Source organism: Pseudarthrobacter sp. MDT1-22, assembly GCF_054511035.1.
In genome coordinates this window covers 101935-119639 of record NZ_JBTNDK010000002.1, presented here as the reverse complement: position 1 = coordinate 119639, position 17705 = coordinate 101935, and the positions used below count along the sequence as shown (strand labels likewise).

The 17705-nt window shown below is 65.1% G+C and carries 15 protein-coding genes; all 15 read left to right on the top strand.

The genetic code is table 11. The features are described from left to right. The first annotated feature begins 45 nt into the window (after positions 1–45). On the top strand, positions 46–1107 hold the full coding sequence (locus ACX80M_RS02445) for a tRNA (adenine-N1)-methyltransferase (protein WP_252598825.1): 1062 nt from the start codon (positions 46–48) through the stop codon (positions 1105–1107). Positions 1108–1190: 83 nt separating this feature from the next. Beyond that, entirely contained in the window at positions 1191–2942 is a 1752-nt protein-coding gene (arc, locus tag ACX80M_RS02440) for a proteasome ATPase (protein WP_252598826.1), read from the top strand. Then, the gene (dop, locus tag ACX80M_RS02435; RefSeq protein ID WP_374209984.1) at positions 2939–4612 is read left to right on the top strand and encodes a depupylase/deamidase Dop; all 1674 of its coding nucleotides are present in this window, start codon (positions 2939–2941) and stop codon (positions 4610–4612) included. Before arc ends, dop begins: the two co-directional genes overlap by 4 nt. 83 nt (positions 4613–4695) lie before the next feature. Next, positions 4696–4899 carry a ubiquitin-like protein Pup gene (locus tag ACX80M_RS02430; RefSeq protein ID WP_056339984.1) on the top strand — a complete coding sequence of 68 codons (204 nt, stop codon included), beginning with the start codon at positions 4696–4698 and terminating at the stop codon, positions 4897–4899. 81 nt (positions 4900–4980) lie between these two features. Next, positions 4981–5802: a proteasome subunit beta gene (prcB, locus tag ACX80M_RS02425; RefSeq protein ID WP_459308640.1), complete on the top strand. Its 822-nt coding sequence runs from the start codon at positions 4981–4983 to the stop codon at positions 5800–5802. Position 5803: 1 nt separating this feature from the next. Further along, positions 5804–6535 carry a proteasome subunit alpha gene (prcA, locus tag ACX80M_RS02420; RefSeq protein ID WP_248760570.1) on the top strand — a complete coding sequence of 244 codons (732 nt, stop codon included), beginning with the start codon at positions 5804–5806 and terminating at the stop codon, positions 6533–6535. Between the two features lies 1 nt (position 6536). Continuing rightward, entirely contained in the window at positions 6537–7901 is a 1365-nt protein-coding gene (pafA, locus tag ACX80M_RS02415) for a Pup--protein ligase (RefSeq protein WP_056339994.1), read from the top strand. 110 nt (positions 7902–8011) lie between these two features. After that, positions 8012–8953, top strand: a complete 942-nt coding sequence (locus ACX80M_RS02410) for an FKBP-type peptidyl-prolyl cis-trans isomerase (protein ID WP_252598828.1) — start codon at positions 8012–8014, stop codon at positions 8951–8953. Positions 8954–8994: 41 nt separating this feature from the next. Further along, positions 8995–9390, top strand: coding sequence for an FKBP-type peptidyl-prolyl cis-trans isomerase (locus ACX80M_RS02405; RefSeq protein ID WP_056340002.1), 396 nt, complete (start codon positions 8995–8997; stop codon positions 9388–9390). 106 nt (positions 9391–9496) lie between these two features. Next, entirely contained in the window at positions 9497–11482 is a 1986-nt protein-coding gene (locus ACX80M_RS02400) for a helix-turn-helix transcriptional regulator (protein WP_252598830.1), read from the top strand. A gap of 10 nt (positions 11483–11492) precedes the next feature. Then, the gene (locus tag ACX80M_RS02395) at positions 11493–11846 is read left to right on the top strand and encodes a hypothetical protein (RefSeq protein WP_252565389.1); all 354 of its coding nucleotides are present in this window, start codon (positions 11493–11495) and stop codon (positions 11844–11846) included. A gap of 32 nt (positions 11847–11878) precedes the next feature. After that, positions 11879–12154, top strand: coding sequence for a Sec-independent protein translocase subunit TatA (tatA, locus tag ACX80M_RS02390; RefSeq protein WP_056340008.1), 276 nt, complete (start codon positions 11879–11881; stop codon positions 12152–12154). A 48-nt stretch (positions 12155–12202) separates the two neighbouring features. Next, positions 12203–12997 carry a twin-arginine translocase subunit TatC gene (gene tatC, locus ACX80M_RS02385; RefSeq protein WP_252598927.1) on the top strand — a complete coding sequence of 265 codons (795 nt, stop codon included), beginning with the start codon at positions 12203–12205 and terminating at the stop codon, positions 12995–12997. Positions 12998–13021: 24 nt separating this feature from the next. After that, positions 13022–15931, top strand: a complete 2910-nt coding sequence (locus ACX80M_RS02380) for a DEAD/DEAH box helicase (protein WP_459308634.1) — start codon at positions 13022–13024, stop codon at positions 15929–15931. A 63-nt stretch (positions 15932–15994) separates the two neighbouring features. Continuing rightward, complete coding sequence (locus ACX80M_RS02375) at positions 15995–17650, top strand: amidohydrolase (RefSeq protein ID WP_252598832.1); 1656 nt, start codon at positions 15995–15997, stop codon at positions 17648–17650. Positions 17651–17705 lie beyond the last annotated feature (55 nt).

The following is a 17705-nucleotide window of genomic DNA, read 5'->3' as shown; positions in this document are numbered from 1 at the left end:
ATTTCGATGCGTGGCCCCACAGTTTTACAGGAGCGAGGAAAATCCATGAGCAGCGAAACTGCCGCCGAAGCCGCAGCACCAACCACCACCGGTGTTGCCGCCAATGGCACCCAGCCGGTGGGAGCTGCCCGCCGCCGCGGGCCTTTCCGTGAAGGCGAACGGGTCCAGCTGACCGACGAGCGCGGCCGCATGAACACGATCTCTCTCGAAAGCGGCGGCGCCTTCCACACGCACCGCGGCTTCCTGAACCACGACGAGATCATCGGAAAAGCAGATGGGTCAGTCGTCGTGAACAACGTCGGCCAGCAGTACCAGACGCTGCGCCCCCTCCTTTCGGACTTTGTCCTTTCCATGCCGCGTGGCGCCGCAGTGGTCTACCCGAAGGACGCCGGCCAGATCGTCACCATGGCCGATATCTTCCCCGGCGCCAGGGTTGTTGAAGCCGGCGTTGGCTCCGGAGCGCTGTCCATCTCGCTGCTCCGGGCCGTTGGCGACAACGGCTACCTCCACTCCTTCGAGCGCCGTGAGGAATTTGCGGACATTGCCCGCGGGAATGTGGAAACCATCTTTGGCGGCCCGCACCCGGCGTGGGGGATCTCCCTTGGCGACTTCCAGGAGGAAGTAGTCCGCAGCGAGGCGCCCGGCTCCGTGGACCGTGTAGTGCTGGACATGCTGGCACCCTGGGAATGCCTCGACGCCGTTGCCACGGTCCTCGCACCCGGCGGCGTCTGGATCAACTACGTGGCCACGGTCACCCAGCTGTCCCGGACCGCGGAAGCCATCAGGGCTGACGGCCGCTTCACCGAACCCGACGCCTGGGAGTCCATGGTCCGCGGCTGGCACCTTGAGGGCCTTGCCGTCCGCCCGGACCACCGCATGGTTGCCCACACCGGCTTCCTTCTGGTCACCCGCCGCCTTGCCGACGGGGTCACCGGCATCTCCGTCAAGCGCCGTCCGTCGAAGACCGGCTTCAACGAAGAAGACGTCAACGCCTGGACACCCGGTGCCGTCGGCGAACGACTGGTTTCCGACAAGAAGCTCCGCCGCGCCGCGCGCGATGCCATTGCCGGCACCAACGTCAAGGACGAACCGGAGATCACGAACTAGTCCACATTTCGGGAGTCTCCAGCAGTACCTGCCAACTTGGGGCTAAGGTCTTAAGAAGAAGAGCAGGAAGGGGCTAATGCACCATGGAGACGCCGAATCAGGACTCCGGACGTACACCGGCGGAGCAGTCGGCCGCCAACGAACTGTCGGCTGCGGACCGGCAGGCGAATGTCCTCCGCGACAAACTCAGGCACATTGACCGCCAGCTGGCGGCCGCGACGCAGAACAACGCGAAGCTTGTCAGCATGCTGGAAGCGGCCAAGGCCGAGATTCTGCGGCTGAAAAATGCCCTGGACCAGGAGGGCCAGCCACCGTACAGCTTCGGCACCGTCCTGCAGCTCAATCCCAGGCGGCTGCCGTCAGCGGGCAATAGCGGCCAGGCTGCCACCGAGGAATCGGTGGACATTTTCAACGCCGGCCGGAAGATGCGGGTGGGCATCAGCCCCCTCGTCAACATCAACCAGCTGGCGGTCGGCCAGGAGGTCCTCCTCAACGAGGCACTGCTTATTGTTGCCGGCCTCGGCTACGAACGCGCCGGCGAACTCGCAACCCTGAAGGAAATGCTCGGAACGGACCGCGCGCTGGTGGTGGGGCGGGCGGACGAGGAGCGTGTCATCAGGCTCTCCGGAGCCCTGCTCACCGAAAAGCTCAGGGTGGGGGACGCACTGTCCATCGACTCGCGCACCGGTTACGCCCTCGAAAAAGTGCCCCGCTCCGAAGTAGAGAACCTGGTCCTCGAAGAAGTCCCCGACATCACGTACGAGGACATCGGCGGCCTCGGTCCGCAGATCGAGCAGATCCGGGACGCAGTGGAACTGCCGTTCCTGCACCCGGACCTTTACCGCGAGCATGGGCTGAAAGCCCCGAAGGGCATTCTGCTGTACGGTCCGCCAGGGTGCGGCAAGACCCTGATTGCCAAGGCTGTTGCCAACTCCCTCGCCGCCCGGGCAGCGGAGCGGTCCGGCAATGTGGACCTGAAGAGCTATTTCCTCAACATCAAGGGTCCGGAGCTTCTGGACAAGTACGTGGGCGAGACAGAGCGCCACATCCGCCTGATTTTCTCCCGGGCCCGGGAGAAGGCTTCGGACGGCAGCCCCGTGGTAGTTTTCTTTGATGAAATGGATTCCCTGTTCCGTACGCGCGGAACCGGGATCTCCTCAGACGTCGAGACCACCATCGTCCCGCAGCTGCTGAGTGAGATCGACGGCGTGGAGCGGCTGGACAACGTCATTGTGATCGGTGCATCCAACCGCGAGGACATGATCGACCCCGCCATCCTCCGCCCCGGCCGCCTGGACGTGAAAGTCAAGATCCAGCGCCCCGATGCAGAGGCCGCGGCGGATATTTTCAACAAATACATCACCACGGACCTGCCGTTCCACGAGTCCGACCTCGCCGAACACAGCGGTGACGTCCAGGCGACGGTGGACGCCATGGTCCAGCGCACGGTTGAAGCCATGTACTCCACGGAGAAGTCCAACGAGTACCTGGAAGTCACCTACGCCAACGGCGATACGGAAATGCTGTACTTCAAGGACTTCAATTCAGGCGCCGTAGTCCAGAATGTTGTGGACCGGGCCAAGAAGTACGCCATCAAGGATCTCCTGACGCTGCACCAGAAGGGTCTCCGGATCGAGCACCTGCTGCGTGCCGTGGTGGATGAATTCCGCGAGCACGAGGACATGCCCAACACCACCAACCCGGACGACTGGGCGAGGATCTCAGGTAAGAAGGGCGAACGGATCACCTACATCCGCACCATCGTGCAGGGTAAGGCAGGCCAGGAGCCCGGCAAGTCCATCGAAACGATGCCGAACACGGGACAGTACCTGTGACGGCAGCCCCGGAACGCGCCGGCGGGGGAGGGCTCCCGGCCGGCGGGGCCATGCGTGTCATGGGGGCGGAAACGGAATACGGCATCCACGCCCCGTCCGCGCCCGGAGCAAACGCCACCATGATGTCCGCCCGCGTTGTCCAGGCTTATGCCCAGGTGACGCGGCAAAGGGCGGCTGGAGGGGCAGAGACCCGGTGGGATTACACGGACGAGGAGCCCCTCCACGACGCCCGTGGCTGGACCCTGGAAAGGGCGTCGGCCCACCCCAGCCAGCTGACAGACCAGCCGCCGGTACTCGACGCCGAAGCGGTGGCGCTTGCCTACGGCCGCGAGGAATTGGAACTGGACGGTGAGGACGAGTCCGGCAGCCTCCTGATGAACATGGTCCTGGGCAACGGAGCCCGCTTGTACGTGGATCATGCCCACCCGGAGTACTCCAGTGCGGAGGTGACCAACCCCCGCGATGCGGTGATCTGGGATGCCGCCGGGGACCTCGTCGCGCTGGCGGCAGTCCGCCGCCTGGCCGCGGATCCCGAGCTGCCCCCGGTCAACCTGTACAAGAACAATACGGACAACAAGTCTGTCTCCTACGGCTCCCACGAGAACTACCTCATGCCACGCTCGGTACCCTTCGGGGACATCGTGCGGGGGCTGACGCCGTTCTTCGTCACGCGGCAGATCATCTGCGGCGCCGGGCGGGTGGGCCTAGGGCAGGACAGCTCCACACCCGGGTACCAGATCAGCCAGCGCGCAGACTTCTTCGAGGCGGAGGTGGGCCTGGAAACCACCATCCGGCGTCCCATCATCAACACCCGGGATGAGCCACACGCCACCGCCGATAAATACCGGCGCCTGCATGTGATCATCGGTGACGCCAACCTGAGCCAATCCTCGAACTACCTCAAGTTCGGCACCACTGCCATGGTCCTGAGCCTGATCGAGGCCGGGCTGGCGCCCAAGGTGGAGGTGCACGAACCCGTCGCAGCCCTCCAGACAGTCAGCCACGACACGTCGCTGACAGCCAAACTCAGGCTGCTGGACGGGCGCCGCGTGACGGCCCTGGACCTGCAATGGATATACCACGAGGCGGCGGCCAAGCTGGCGCAAGACACCGGCGTTGCCGATGCCGTGGACGGGGACGGCCATACGCATCAGGTGCTGGAGCGCTGGGCTGCCACGCTGACCCAGCTCGATTCCGACAGGAACGCGGCGGCCACGTCCGTGGAGTGGCTGGCCAAGCTCTCCCTCCTCGAGGGTTACCGGAACCGCGACAACCTTGCCTGGGGTGACGCGAGGCTCGGCCTCGTGGACCTCCAGTGGGCAGACATCAGGCCGGAGAAGGGACTGTACTACCGGTTCCTGGCACGGAACCGCATGCAGCGGATCGTCGACGACGGAGCCATCGCCGCAGCGATGACCGAACCGCCGTCGGACACTCGTGCCTTCTTCCGCGGACGTTGCATCAGCAGCTTCGGCAAAGACGTGGTGGGGGCCAGCTGGGACTCGGTCATCTTCGACGTTCCGGGCTACGGCCGGCTTCAGCGCGTGCCAACCCGGGAACCCCTGCGCGGCACCAAGGCCCTCACGGGAGGGCTCTTTGCCCGCCACCGGGCGGCCGGTCCGTTCCTCGCCGAACTTTTGGGGCATAACACCGCTCCGCCTGCGGCGTAAACCGCGCCGTCGGGCGGACAGCGTGGCAATATGGGCGTATCAGCAGATCCGCCCGGATCCGAGGATTTAGAGGAGTGATCACCATGGCAGGCCAGGAGCAGCAGAAGCCACAATCACACGACAGCCAGGTCGAGGACGAGATCCCGGAGGCGCCTCCGGCAGCCCCGGAAGCCCAGGCATCGGCCGCCACCCAGGGCGTCGACGACCTCCTGGATGAAATCGACGGCGTCCTGGAATCCAACGCCGAGGAGTTCGTCCGCGCCTTCGTCCAAAAGGGCGGCCAGTAACCCGGTCCGGACGGGTGGCGGAAGCCGCGTCCGGCCGGAATCTGTACCGACGTTGAAGGACCACGTACAAGGAGTGCATCAGTGCAGGAAACAACCGCCAACCAGGTAGCCGGCAACGCGACATCCTCATTCACCGAGCATCTGCAGCGCGACCGTCCGGACCTGCTTCCGTACAACCGTGCCATGCCTGCTGCAGCGGCGGCGACAGCTCCGCTGCAGGTACCCCATGCCACGACGATCGTGGCAATGAGCTATGGCGGCGGCGTCCTGATGGCCGGGGACCGGCGGGCCACCATGGGCAACGTCATTGCCAGCCGGCACATCGAAAAGGTGTTCCCGGCCGACAGGTATTCAGTGCTGGGGATCGCCGGCACGGCCGGCATCGCGATTGACCTGACGCGGCTCTTCCAGGTGGAGCTGGAGCACTACGAAAAGATCGAGGGCACCCTGCTGAGCCTCGACGGCAAAGCCAACCGGCTGGGGGCCATGATCCGCGGGAACCTGCCGATGGCCCTGCAGGGACTCGCCGTCGTGCCGCTGTTCGCCGGCTTCGACACAACTGCCGGCGTGGGCCGGCTCTTCTCCTACGACGTCACCGGCGGCAGGTACGAGGAACGCGAGCACCACACGGTCGGCTCCGGTTCCGTTTTTGCCCGCGGCGCGCTGAAGAAGCTCTGGCGGCCCAACCTGGCCGAAGCCGAGGCAGTCTCCGTGGCGGTCGAGTCCCTTTACGACGCGGCCGACGACGACTCCGCCACAGGTGGTCCAGATCCCGTCCGTCAATTGTGGCCGGTGGTGTACACCGTGAACAGGGATGGCGCGCGGCGGATCCCCGAATCCGAGCTCGCCACTGCGGCGGGCAGGATTATCGAAGCCAGGTCCGCCGAACGGCGGGAGGCCTAAGATGACGCAGCAGTTCTATGTCTCGCCTGAACAACTGATGAAGGACCGTGCGGACTTCGCACGGAAGGGCATCGCCCGCGGCAGGTCCGTGGTGGTCATCAGCTGCCAGGACGGTATTGCCCTGGTCGCTGAGAACCCCTCACCCTCACTGCATAAGATCGGCGAGATCTACGACAAAATCGCGTTTGCTGCCGTCGGCAAGTACAACGAATTCGAAAGCCTGCGCCAGGCCGGAGTGCGGTACGCCGATGTCCGTGGTTACTCCTACGACCGCGAGGACGTCACCGCACGCGGGCTCGCGAGTGTCTACGCGCAGAGCCTCGGTGCCGTCTTCACCGCAGAACAGAAACCCTTCGAAGTGGAACTGGCCGTCGCCGAGGTTGGCCCCACGCCGGAACTGGACCACCTCTACCGGCTCACCTTCGACGGGTCCATCGCCGACGAGCACGGCTTCATCGTGATGGGCGGCCAGGCGGAGCGTGTCTCGGCGGTCATCGCCGAGGGCTGGCGACCGTCGCTGCGTTTCGCAGGCGCTGTCCGCCTGGCTACCCGCGGCCTGGCCAGCGGCCCAGACCCGGCCGCTGAACAGGGCGAAGCGGGAGGAACCCTTCCCGCCAAGGCCGTGGAGGTTGCCGTGCTGGACAGGCAGTCGGAGACCTCCCGGGGTTTCCGCAGAGCCTTCCGGCGGCTCAACGATTCTGATATCACGGCGCTGCTTGCTGAGGAGGACTGAGATGGACAAGAGAATCTTCGGTATCGAGACCGAGTTCGGAATCTCGTATTCGAGCCCCGATTCAAGGCCGTTGGCCCCGGAAGAAGTGGCCCGGTACCTGTTCCGCAAGGTGGTCAGCTGGGGACGGTCATCCAACGTGTTCCTGACCAACGGCTCCCGGCTCTACCTGGACGTCGGCTCACACCCTGAGTACGCCACGGCCGAATGCGACGACCTGGCCCAGCTCATCGCGCACGACCGCGCGGGCGAGCTGATCCTGGACGACCTCGTTGACGAGGCACAGGCAAGGCTGGCCGCGGAAGGATTCAACGGCACGGTCTACCTGTTCAAAAACAACACCGATTCGGCCGGCAACTCCTACGGCAGCCATGAAAACTACCTCATCCCGCGCCGCGGCGAATTCTCCCGGCTCGCGGAGATCCTGATCCCGTTCCTGGTGACCCGCCAGCTGATCGCCGGCGCAGGGAAAATCCTGAAGACTCCGCACGGGGCCACGTACGCGTTTTCCCAGCGGGCAGACCACATCTGGGAGGGCGTCTCCTCCGCAACCACCCGGTCACGGCCCATCATCAACACCCGCGATGAACCGCACGCCGACGCCGAATTCTTCCGCCGGCTCCATGTCATTGTGGGCGACTCCAACATGTCCGAAACCACAGCCCTGCTCAAGGTCGGCACCGTGGACCTCATCCTGCGCATGATTGAGGCGGGAGTGATCATGCGCGACATGAGGATGGAAAACCCCATCCGCAGCATCCGCGAGATTTCCCACGACCTCAGTGGAAGGGCGCTGGTCCGTCTGGCCAACGGCCGCCAGCTCACGGCCCTGGAGATCCAGCAGGAGTACCTCACCAAGGTCACGGCCTTTGTTCAGGAGCAAGGGGCCCACAATCCCCACGTACCGTTCATCCTTGATCTTTGGCAACGGACCCTGAACGCCATCGAGAGCGGTGACACCAGCACCATCGACACGGAAATCGACTGGGCCATCAAGAAAAAACTGATGGACAACTACCGGCAGCGGCACGGCCTGGGCCTGGACGCGCCCAGGATTGCCCAGCTGGATCTTACGTACCATGACATTTCGCGGAGCCGCGGGCTGTACTACATCCTGCAGTCCCGGGGTGCGGTTCGGCGGGTTGTGGACGATACCGTGATCAAAGACGCCGTGGACGTGCCACCGCAATCCACGCGGGCCAAGCTGAGGGGCGATTTCGTCCGGCGCGCCCAGGAACTGGGCAGGGATTACACGGTTGATTGGGTGCACCTGAAGCTGAACGACCGCGCGCACCAGACCATCCTGTGCAAGGATCCCTTCCGAAGCGTCGATGAGCGGGTGGATGCCCTGCTGGGCTCTATGGGCTGACGTTCAGGTTCACGGGCTATCCTTGATGGGGCCGTTCCTTGGCCTTGCAGCGGTGCCGGGCGCCTGATTCCGGTTCCGCGTCCACCCTGCCCCGACGAAAGTTCTCTTACGTGCGCCGACTCCTAGCAATCCTGATCCCCGGCCTGCTGCTGCTTACCGCTTGTGGCGGTTCGCCCGCAGCACCGGAACCCACCAGCCAGTCTGCCGGTGACACTGCCAAGTTCGACTCCCTGAAACTGACGGACAACGGTGACCAGAAGGCTCCCGGTGTCGAGTTCTCCAAGCCCCTCGAAGTCACCGAACCCACCATCAAGGTGGTCGCCGAAGGTGACGGTGACCGGGTCAAAGAGAACCAGATCGCAAACATCTCCATCCTCGCGCTCAGTGGTGCGGACGGATCCACGCTGGAGGACACCTTCCCCGGCGAGCCCGAACCACTGCAGCTGAACGAGGAACTGAAGACCGGAAGCCCGGTTATCTACAGCGCGTTTGTTGGCTCCAAGGTCGGCTCGAGCCTTGCCCTGGCCATCCCGGGCCAGGCCGCAACCGCAGAAGGCGCCCCCGCCCAGCCAACGCAGCTTCTCCTGATCAAGGTGCTCTCCACCAAGGACGCACCGCAGACCGTCGCTCCGCTCGCAAAGCCCGAAGGCGAGACTGTCACCCCGCCGGCCGGCCTGCCGACCGTGAAGGACAACGACCAGGGCGTGCCGGAGATCTCCGTTGACGGAATCGCCGCGCCCACAGCACTCGTTTCCCAGGACCTGATCAAGGGCAACGGCGCGGAGGTTAAGGAAACCGACACGTTGACCGTCAACTATGTTGGCGTGAACCTTGTGGGCGGCACTAAATTTGATTCAAGCTTTGACCGCGGCGAGCCGGCCAGCTTCCCGTTGACCGGCGTCATTCCGGGCTGGACCCAGGGACTGGCGGGAAAGACGGTGGGCTCCCGGGTCCTCCTGGTGGTCCCCAAGGACCTCGCGTACGGTGATGCCGGCCAGGGCGAAGCCAAGGGTGACCTTGTCTTCGTTGTGGACATCCTCGGCGTCAAGTAAACAGCAACACATCACCCACCCAAATAATCAAAGGAGCAACCATGTCATTTGGTCAGCGCGATTTCGACCGCCAGAAGCCGGAAATTGACTTCCCGCAAGGCGATGTCCCCACCGAACTGGTTATCACCGACCTCATCGAGGGCGACGGTGCCGAGGCCAAAAAGGGCGACACCGTCTCCACCCACTACGTCGGTGTGGCCTGGTCCACCGGCGAAGAGTTCGACGCTTCCTGGGGCCGCGGCGCCCCGCTGGACTTCCGTGTGGGCGTGGGCCAGGTCATCCAGGGCTGGGACCAGGGCTTGCTGGGCATGAAGGTAGGCGGCCGCCGCCGCCTGGAGATTCCGTCCGAACTGGCGTACGGCTCCCGCGGGGCCGGCGGAGCCATTGGCCCCAACGAAGCGCTGATCTTCGTGGTGGACCTCGTGGGCGTCCGCTGACCGAAGCATCGTAACGCCGGAAGGCGCGGTAACAATCAGGGTTTTGTTTTCCTGTTGGTTGCCGCGCTTTCTGCTTTCCGCGGAGGAGTTTAGTAACGTAGCCAGCGTGTCCGTCTCCCGTACTGAACGCCTGCTGAACCTCCTGATAGCCCTGCTGAACACCAAATACGGCCTGCGCCGGGCAGAGTTGCGGGCGAAGGTCTACCATGACACGTCCGGCAACGACGTGGCCTTCGGCAGGATGTTTGAGCGGGACAAGAATGACCTCCGGCAGTTCGGTTTCGATGTGGAAACCGTCACGGACCTCGGCTGGAGCGAAGATGATCCGGCCACCACCCGCTACCGCATCGGCAAGGAATCGAACCGCCTGCCTGATGTCCAGCTCAGCCCGGGGGAGTGGACCGTCCTCCTCCTGGCGTCCCAGTTATGGGAGCGTGCCGCCCTGGGAACCGCCGCTGCCAGCGCCCTCCGCAAGCTCCAGGCCTCCGGCACCGTGTCCGACGTCGAACTTCCGGTTGGTGTTCAGCCGCGGATCCGGCCGGCGGGCCAGGCCTTTGATGATGTGGTGGCTGCCATGCACGCCCAGCACCCCGTCAGCTTTCCCTACCTGGCAGGCACCACCGGCAAGGAAGAGCAACGGACTGTGGAGCCGTGGGGCCTCGGCAGCCGCTTCGGCCAGTGGTATCTGACCGGCTACGACCGCTCGCGCAAGGCACCGCGCCACTTCCGGCTCTCCCGGTTCACGGGCCCCGTCACGGTGCTGGAGAAGGAAACCTACCCGGCGCCGCCGAACTTCAGTATCCGCGCAGAACTGGACCGGCTTCCGGAGCTCCCGCTCCGGACCGCCGTCGTGGACGTCCGGGAGGGCCGCCTCCTTGGCCTGCGCCGGCGCGCCACGCCGGTTGCCGACGGGAGTGCCGGAACGCCCGACGCCGGCTACGAACGGCTGCAGGTCAACTTCAGGGACGCTGAGGTGCTGGCCGAGGAGCTCGCATCCTATGGCCCGGACGCTGTGGCACATGCTCCCGACGAGCTGGTGGCAGCCGTGCGGCACCGGCTGCGCAACGCTGCCGCCTTCTGCGCCGCTCCCAGCCCTGCATATCTGTTTGCGGACGCACCGCGGGGTCGCGTCATCCGGAAACGCACGTCTGAGGACCAGCTCAAGCGCATGCTGCAGCTGGTGCCGTTCCTGGTCCACAACCAGGGCCTGCATATCCAGGACGTCGCAGCCCGCTTCGGTGTCACGCCCGCGGAGCTGGAAAGCGACCTGCGGATCCTCATCTGCTCCGGCCTTCCCGAGGGATACCCTGACGACCTCCTGGACATCCATTGGGAGGAAGGCCACGTTTACATCACCCAGGACCTGGATCTCAAGAGGCCGGTCCGGTTTACGGTGGACGAGGCCTGCGCGCTGCTGACCGGGCTCGAGACGCTCAATGGGCTTCCCGAACTTGCCGAAGGAGGTGCCCTGGAGTCGGTGACCCTCAAACTGATGGCAGCGGCCGGCGAAGAAGGGCTGCGGGCCGGTTCGCTTGCCGGTCCGGAGGTGGGCCCGTCGGATTCGGCCGTCCTTGACGTTGTCCGTGGTGCAATCCAGGAGCGGTCGCAGCTACGGCTCGTGTACTTCTCCGCCCAGCGCGACCAGGTCTCCGAACGGGACGTGGATCCGCTCCGCCTGTATTCCCTGGACAACACCTGGTACTTCGAGGCCTACTGCCATTCGGCCGAGGGGCTGCGGAACTTCAGGCTGGACCGGGTGCAGGAGGTCCACCCGAACGGAAATCCCGCCTCCACGCAGGTCCGGGCCGGGGAAAGCTTTCCGGCCAAGCTGTTCACGCCCAACGACGACGACACCACGGTCCTCGTACAGCTCACCAGGCAGGGCGCCGGATTGGCGGACGATTATTACGCCGAACGTGTGGCACCCCTTCCCCACGGCGGCCTCGTAGCCGAGATCCGCTTCGGCAGCACTGCCTGGCTTCCCATGTTCGTGGCCCAGCACGGCGGGGCCGCCCGGATCCTCGAACCTTCCGAGCTGGGGGCGGCAGCGCTGGACTGGATCGAGGCGGCCCTGGCCGGGTACGGCGGCTAGACTCGTCAGCATGCCTTGGTGGTCCTGGATCCTGATCTGGATTGCGCTTATTGCGCTCTCCCTGCTCTTTTATGTCCTCCTGGGCATCCGGCTGTACCGCCAGTTCATGGCGGTAATGAAGGACCTGGGCGCCGCCGGAGCTAAAGTGGCACACCTGGCGCCGGCAGCGGCCACCGTCGATGACGGCTCCCAGCCGCCAGGGTCAGCTCCGCCCGGTGCGGCTGTTTTTGCCTCACCGGCCCAGATGCGTCATGATTACGACGCATCCAAGTCATCCCGCCGGGAGGGCCGCCGCCAGAGGCGCGTCCAGCGTAAGCACGATCGGGGCCAGCCCCAGTCACTTCGCGATCTCAATCTCAGTTAGACGTAGGATGTTGTTAGAGGAAAGGATTTCCCGTGGGAAGACTCTTTGATGGCCCGTGGCCAATTGTCATTATCATCGTCGTTGCGCTGCTGCTTTTCGCCGCGCCCAAACTCCCTGCCATGGCCCGCAGCCTTGGCCAGTCCATGCGGATTATCAAGTCCGAGGTCAAGGAAATGAAGAACGACGGCAAAACCGACTCCACCGACACGGCTTCCGGCCCGGTGGAAGGCAAGATCGTTAACCACCCGCCGGCGAAGCCCGGTGAGCCGACCGACGGCACTGACGTTCCGCCGTCGACCCGCGCCTAACCCGAAGTGGCACTGACGCGGGGCCGTAAGTCCAACCCTGAGGGGCGGATGGCTCTTTGGGACCACCTCAAAGAGCTCAAGAACCGGGTGATCAAATCGGCGATTGCTGTGCTGGTTGCCGGCGTGGGCGGCTGGTTCCTTTACGATCCAGTCGTGGCCAGCCTGTCGGACCCGCTGATTTCCATTGCCCGGGATACGGGGCGCACCGCGGTCCTGAACTTTGCGACCATCGCAGATCCTTTTGCCTTCAAGATCCAGATTGCCATCCAGATAGGGCTGGTTATCTCCAGCCCTGTCTGGATCTATCAGGTGTGGGCCTTTATCACCCCGGGTCTGACCAAGAAGGAACGCGGCTACACGCTCGGCTTCATGGCGGCCGCTGTGCCCCTGTTCCTGGCCGGTGTGTTTGTAGCCTGGCTCGTGTTCCCCACCGTGGTCAGGGCGCTGCTACAGTTCACACCCGCCACCGGCGCCAACAACATCTCGGCCACCGACTACCTGACGTTTGCCACGCAGATGTTGCTTATCCTCGGGATCTCTTTTCTGGTCCCCGTGATCCTGGTCGGCATCAACATGGCCGGTGTGGTCAGGGGCCGGACCATCCTCAAAGCCTGGCGGATTATCGTCTTCCTGGTCTTTGTACTGGCGGCACTGGCCGCACCAGGCACGGACGCGCTGTCCATGTTCCTGCTTGCTGCGCCGCTGCTGATTCTGTTCTTCGCGGCGATCGGGCTGTGTATCTTCAACGACAAGCGCCGTGACAAGCGCGTGGCGCAACAGGCTGCTGAGACGGACGCGACAGCCGACATCGCGACGCCCGGCAACGAACTGAAGAACCTGTAGCGCGCGGCGCACTAGGCTTGAGGCATGTCCTCTATTTCCGGGCCACTCTCGCCCTCTGAAAGCTACCGGGCCAGCGCGGAACGCACGGCCGAAGCGGGCACCTACCTCGGCGGGTTTGTCCGCACCCTTGATTTTGAACTTGACGAATTCCAGCGCCTCGCCTGCCGGTCCCTCCAGGACGGCAAGGGAGTGCTGGTGGCTGCCCCCACTGGTGCCGGTAAAACCATCGTGGGCGAATTTGCCACCTATCTCGCTTTGCAACGAAACCTCAAGGCCTTCTACACCACCCCGATCAAGGCTCTGAGCAACCAAAAATTTACGGAACTCTCCGAAAAGTACGGGGCGGAAAACGTCGGTCTACTTACCGGCGACACCAGCATCAATGGCGACGCCCCCGTGGTGGTCATGACCACGGAAGTCCTCCGGAACATGCTCTACGCGGACTCGGACACCCTGGATGACCTCGGCTTTGTGGTCATGGACGAAGTCCACTACCTCGCGGACCGCTTCCGTGGTGCCGTCTGGGAGGAAGTCATCATCCACCTCCCCAGCGAAGTCCAGGTAGCCTCCCTCAGCGCCACGGTTTCCAACGCAGAAGAATTCGGTGCCTGGCTGGATACCGTGCGCGGCGACACCGACATCATTGTCTCCGAGCACCGCCCGGTTCCCCTGTGGCAGCACGTTATGGTGGGCCGGGACATCGTGGACCTGTTCGCCGGAGAAACCACCTTCGACGAAATCGCGCCGCCCGCGGATGCGGAGACCGGAGCTCCACTACCGGTCCAGGAGCGGCTCACCGCGGCCACCAAGGACGCGGACGGGCCGGGGTTCGAGGTCAATCCGGACCTGCTCAAAATGGCCCGCAGCGAAGGCCAGCAAAGTTTCGCCGGACGCTTCGGCCACGGCGGACGGAGCCAGCGCCGGCAGCACCGGCAACGGACAGAGGACCGCCCCCGGCAGGGAGCCCAGCCCGGCGCCGTCCGGAAGGCCAGCCGTCCCCAAGTGATTGCCAGCCTGGACCGGCAGGACCTGCTGCCCGCCATCACGTTTATCTTCTCGCGGGCAGGCTGCGATGCCGCCGTTGCCCAATGTGTCTCGTCCGGACTCTGGCTGACCACGGAGAAGGAGCAGCAGATCATTGCGCAGCGCGTTGACGAGGCCGGGCAGGACATCCCGTCAGAGGATCTGGACGTCCTCGGCTTCTGGACGTGGCGGGATGGCCTGCTGCGTGGTTTCGCGGCCCACCATGCCGGCATGCTTCCCACCTTCAAGGAAGTAGTGGAGAAGCTATTCGTCGAGGGCCTGGTCAAGGCTGTGTTCGCCACCGAAACGCTGGCCCTGGGCGTCAACATGCCGGCCCGCTCCGTGGTCCTGGAGAAGCTCGACAAGTTCAATGGCGAAGCCCACGTGGACATCACCGCGGGGGAGTACACTCAGCTGACCGGCCGCGCGGGCCGCCGCGGCATCGACATCGAAGGCCATGCCGTTGTCCTGTGGCAGCCGGGCACGGACCCTGCTGCTGTTGCCGGCCTCGCCTCGCGGCGTACGTATCCGCTGAACTCAAGCTTCCGGCCGACGTACAACATGAGCATCAACCTGTTGGCGCAGTTTGGCCGCGCACGTGCGCGGGAAATCCTTGAATCCTCCTTCGCGCAGTTCCAGGCTGACCGGTCCGTTGTCGGACTTGCCAAGCAGGTGCGCAGCCGCGAAGAGTCCCTCGCGGGATACGCAAAATCCATGACCTGCCACCTCGGAGACTTCACCGAGTATGCCCGGTTGCGCCGTGAACTGTCCGACGCCGAGAATGTCACCTCCCGCAGCAAGTCCCGGGCTCATAAGTCGCTGAATGAAGACTCCCTGGCGCGGCTGATGCCCGGCGACGTGGTGGACGTCCCGGGCGGGCGGGCGCCCGGACCGGCGATTGTGCTCAGCTCGGACCACAGCGGCAGGGAGCCGCGGCCTGCCATCCTGACGCTCGACAACCAGCTCAGGCGAATCGGCACCGAGGACCTTGAGGGCCCCATCGCGCCCCTGACACGGATCCGCATTCCGAAGTCGTTCAACGCAAAGGTCCCGAAATCCCGGCGTGACCTCGCATCGTCGGCCAGGAATGCACTGCGCGAGAACCGCCCGCCTGCCCCCGGCCGCAGCACCGATTTTGGCATGGGGTCCGTTTTGCCCCATCAGGAGAAACGCATCACGGAGCTTCGCCGGGCGCTCCGGGCCCACCCCTGCCACGGCTGCAGCGAGCGTGAAGACCACGCGCGCTGGTCAGAGCGTTGGTGGAAGCTGCGCCGGGAGACGGATGCCCTGGTCCGGCAGATCCAGGGCCGGACCAACACCATTGCCAAGACCTTCGATCGCGTCTGCGATGTCCTTTCCGCCTACGGCTACCTGGAAGCGGGAGCTGACGGGCGCCTGGCCATCAGCCCGGACGGCCATCGGCTCCGCCGGATCTACGGCGAGAAGGACCTGCTGATTTCGCAAGCACTGCGGCTGGGCGCGCTCAACGACCTGGACGCCGTCGAAGTAGCGGCCCTGGCCAGCGTCCTGGTCTACCAGGCCAAACGCGAGGACAGGGGCCTCCGCCCCCGGATGCCCAGCGTCTCGCTTGAATCGTCCGTGGATGTGGTGGTCCGGGAATGGTCGGCCCTGGAGGACGTGGAAGAGGCGAACAAACTTCCGCTGACTGCCGAACCGGAACTCGGTCTTGTCTGGCCGATGTACAAATGGGCCAAGGGACGCCACCTCCAGGAAGTGCTTAACGGCACGGACCTGGCGGCGGGCGACTTCGTCCGTTGGGTCAAACAGGTCATCGACCTCCTGGACCAGCTCGCCAAGATTCCCGGCCTGGATCCGCGCGTCTCCAGGCTTTGCGCAGAAGCAATATCACTCATCCGCCGCGGCGTCGTGGCCTACTCTTCCGTACTTTGATGTCCCGGCTCTGATGCACCGGCAGCCTGCCTTCTTCCCCCTAGCCCCAGGAGCTTCGCCCGCATGACCACTGAACGTTCCACCACGCCCGCGCCGCACGAGCGGAAGGTGGTCCTGTACCGCAACGGCTCGGTCTACACAGCAGCAGACCCCTTTGCCACCGCCATGCTCGTTGACGGCGACACCGTTGCCTGGGTCGGCTCCGAGCAGGCGGCATCCTCCATCGCCGACAGTTCCATGGAGATCATCGACCTCCATGGAGCCCTCGTAGCGCCGGGGTTTGTTGACTCCCACGTCCACCTCACGGAAACCGGCATCGCACTGGGTTCCCTCCAGCTGGGCGGGATCCGTTCCGCCCGGCAATTACTCGATGCCGTGGCCGCAGCCAAAGGCGACGGCCCCCTGCTGGGTCATGGCTGGGATGAATCCACGTGGGAGGACCCGGCCCTGCCGGCGCCCGAGGAGCTTGAGCAGGCCGCCGGCGGCAGGCCCGTGTTCCTGGCCAGGGTGGATGCGCATTCGGCGTTGGTCTCTTCCTCCTTGGCTGCCGCCGCCGGGCTTGGCGGGCTGGACGGCTACAGCGCGGGTCCACAAGTGAAGCAGGCCGCCCATACAGCGGCCCGCCAGGAAGCACGGCGGCTCCCGGAGGCCAGCCTCTTGGCCTACCAGCGGCGCGCCCTGACCGAAGCGGCCGAAAACGGTTATGTGGCACTGGCGGAGATGGCCGCGCCGCATATCGGCGGAGTTTCCGACCTCCGCCTTGCCGCCGCGTGGAACACGGCGGCCGGAGAGGCCATGCCGGAAATCCTGCCGTACTGGGGCGAACTGGCCACCTCCGAGGAGCAGGCCCGGGCACTGCTGGACGAACTGGGCGTATCCGTGCGCGGCCTGGCAGGCGACCTGAACATTGACGGTTCCCTCGGCTCCAGGACAGCGGCACTGAGGGCCGGCTACAGCGACGCGGCGGGGGAGCGGGGCAGCCTCTACCTCTCGGCAGAGCAGGCCGGCGCCCACCTGGCGGCCTGCTCGCTGCTGGGCATCCAGGGCGGCTTCCACGTCATCGGCGACGCGGGACTTGATGCCGCGCTGGAGGCACTGGAACTCGCGGCCGCCGAAGTGGGAGAACAACGGATCCGTGCAGCCGGCCACCGCTTCGAACATGTGGAAGTCGCAGACCCCAAATCAGTGCAACAGCTGGCCCGCTACTCCGTCACCGTCAGCGCCCAGCCACGCTTCGACGCTGACTGGGGGAACGAAGGCGGCATGTATGAGCAGCGCCTGGGGAGCCGGAGCCGCTCCATGAACCCGTTTGCCTCGTTCTATGCTGCCGGTGTTCCCATCTGCTTCGGCAGCGACAGCCCGGTGACACCGCTGCGCCCGTGGTCCAGCGTGCGTGCCTGCCTGGAACACCACAACCACGCTGAACGGATCTCGGCCCGCGCAGCGTTCCTCGGCCACACCCGCGCGGGGTGGCGGGCAGCAAAGCACCACAACCCGATGGCCGGGCAACTGGTTCCCGGCGCACCAGCCAGTTTCGCTGTTTGGGATGCTGAGGAGCTCATGGTCCAGGTGGCGGACGGCCGCGTCCAGTCCTGGAGCACGGATCCGCGTGCCCGCACGCCCCTTCTCCCGGCACTTGATAACGGCGTGGACCCGGTGTGCCTGCAGACCGTGAAGGACGGCGTGGAGCTGCATTCGAGTCCGGCACTGCGCTCCTGACCGGACACACCGGCCAGCGCCCCCATAAAGCGCCCTATAATAGGTAGTTGCGCCT